The organism is Halorubrum sp. SD612 (genome assembly GCF_002135005.1).
Map to the genome: position 1 here is coordinate 1 of NZ_NEWI01000289.1, position 2,004 is coordinate 2,004.

2 protein-coding genes are annotated in these 2,004 nt (G+C 72.6%); one reads left to right on the forward strand and one right to left on the reverse strand.

The features are described 5' to 3' along the window. Window positions 1-240: 240 nt before the first annotated feature. A complete protein-coding gene (locus B9G38_RS16530) occupies window positions 241-618 on the reverse strand; it encodes a hypothetical protein (protein WP_086221104.1) in 378 nt (125 codons plus the stop codon). Window positions 619-721: 103 nt separating this feature from the next. Here B9G38_RS16530 and B9G38_RS16535 point away from each other — a divergent pair, with 103 nt between their 5' ends. Further along, window positions 722-1,771, forward strand: a complete 1,050-nt coding sequence (locus tag B9G38_RS16535; protein ID WP_086221105.1) for an MBL fold metallo-hydrolase — start codon at window positions 722-724, stop codon at window positions 1,769-1,771. Window positions 1,772-2,004 lie beyond the last annotated feature (233 nt).

The window sequence follows — 2,004 nt, forward strand, 5'->3', positions numbered from 1 at the left end:
GACTACGTCCGGTTTCAAGCGAGAGCTTCGCTCTCGCCCTGTCACCGGGCGAAGCCCGGTTGCCCGAGGGACGCAGCCCCTCGCTGCCCGTGGCGCGTCGCGCCGCGCGACTGGGGCTTTGGCAGTGTTCGCCGCCGCTCCGTACTCGATTATTTATAAGCGAGCGACTGGGTTTTAGAGCCGTTCGCTGCTTGATCAGCGAGGGCGTTTATAAGTAGTAGACCGCCCTCCAGCGATCGTTTATAAAAGTACGACCACGGCACCGTAGACGATCGCCGCACCCGCGACGCCGATCCCAACCGCCTTCGCGTTGAGCCGGACCGCCTTCTTCCGGTCGGCGGCGAGCGCTTCCTCGTTTCGGATCTCGTTCGTCCCCTCGCCCACGTCGAAGACGCCGATGCCGGCGAAGCCGATACAGAAGCGCTCGCGGTACTGTAGCGCGCCCATCGCGGCGCCGTACAGCGGGACCACCGAGGCGATAAGCGCCCACCGCGGCCACCCGAGGGATATCGCGGCCGCGACGTAGGCCGCGGCGACCACCAGCGACCCGACGCCGAGCAGCAGCCGCCGTCGCTGTTGGGTCGGTCCGATGTTGCACACGCCCGGTTGATACTCCATACCGGTGGTGAGAGACCCGCGAGTAAAAGCCCTCCTGACCGGGGGCCTCGGCCGGGCTCGCCGCGGTGGCAACCCTCAAAAGGACGCCCGACGACCGTATCGTGTGAAACGGATCCAGCTCGGTAACACCGTCTTCGAGGGCGCAAACGACGTGTACCTGCTCGACGGCGAGACGACCGCGCTCGTCGACACCGGCGTCGCGCTCCCCGAAGTCCGCGAGGAGTTGGTCGACGGCCTCGCCGAGCACGACCTCGCGTTCGGCGACGTCGACGCGGTCGTCCTCACGCACTGGCACCCGGACCACGCGGGGCTGGCCGGCGAGGTCCAGGCCGCGGGCGGCGCCGACGTGTACGTCCACGAGGCGGACGCCGCCCTCGTCGACGGGACCGAGACGCCGCTCTTCGCCGACCGCGACCTCCAGCGCGAGACGTTCGAGCGCTGGGGGATGCCCGCGGCCGACCGCGAGCGACTCACGGACTTCTTCTCGGCGGTCAGCGCGGACCTCTCCGGGGAGCCCGCCGACGTGACGACGTTCGCCGACGGCGACGCGATCGAGGCCGGCGGCGTCGAGCTTGAGGCCCTCCACCTCCCCGGCCACACCGCCGGGCTCTCCGGGTTCGCGTTCGACCCGCGGACGGTGCCGGACCACGAGCCGGTCGCCGGCGCGGACGCGACGGAGGAGGCCTTCACGGGCGACGCGCTCCTCCCGAAGTACACCCCCAACGTCGGCGGCGCGGACGTGCGCGTCGAGGGCGCGCTCGCGGCCTACGCCGAGAGCCTCGCCCGCCTCGTCGACCGCGACTTCGACGCCGCCCACCCCGGCCACCGCTGGCGGATCGACGAGCCGAACCGCCGCGCGGCGACGATCCTCGACCACCACCGCCACCGCACCCGGCGGGTGATCGACGTGCTCGCCGACCGCGAGAGCGGCACCGCGTGGGAGGTGTCGGCCGCGCTGTTCGGCTCGCTGGAGGGGATCCACGTCCTCCACGGCCCCGGCGAGGCGTGCTCGCACCTCGACCACCTCGCGGCCGCCGGCGTCGTCGAGCGCGACGGGACCGCGTACCGCCTCGTCGACCCCGACCCCGACGTCGGCGCGCTGTTCCCGACCACGCCGCTCGACGACCTCGTCGACGGGAGCGAGGACGCGTAGCCGGCCGGAGCCGAGCGCGCGACCGCGTCCCGCCCGCCGAAAGCTATTCCCGACGGCCGGCGTATTCGGGGACGTGAAGCGGGACGCCGTCACTGCGGTCGCCGTCGCCCTCCTCGCTCTCGTCGCCCTCGGCGTCGCGGCCGCGACGCTCGACTCCGCCGTCGACGTCGGCAGCGGCGGGTTACCCGCCGGGCCGCCGGCCCCGAGCGTCGGCGCGCGCGCCCGGCACCCCG

Coding starts and splice junctions, on each gene's coding strand:
- B9G38_RS16530 (WP_086221104.1), bottom strand. CDS start 618: ATGGAGTATCAACCGGGCGTGTGCAACATCGGACCGACCCAACAGCGA.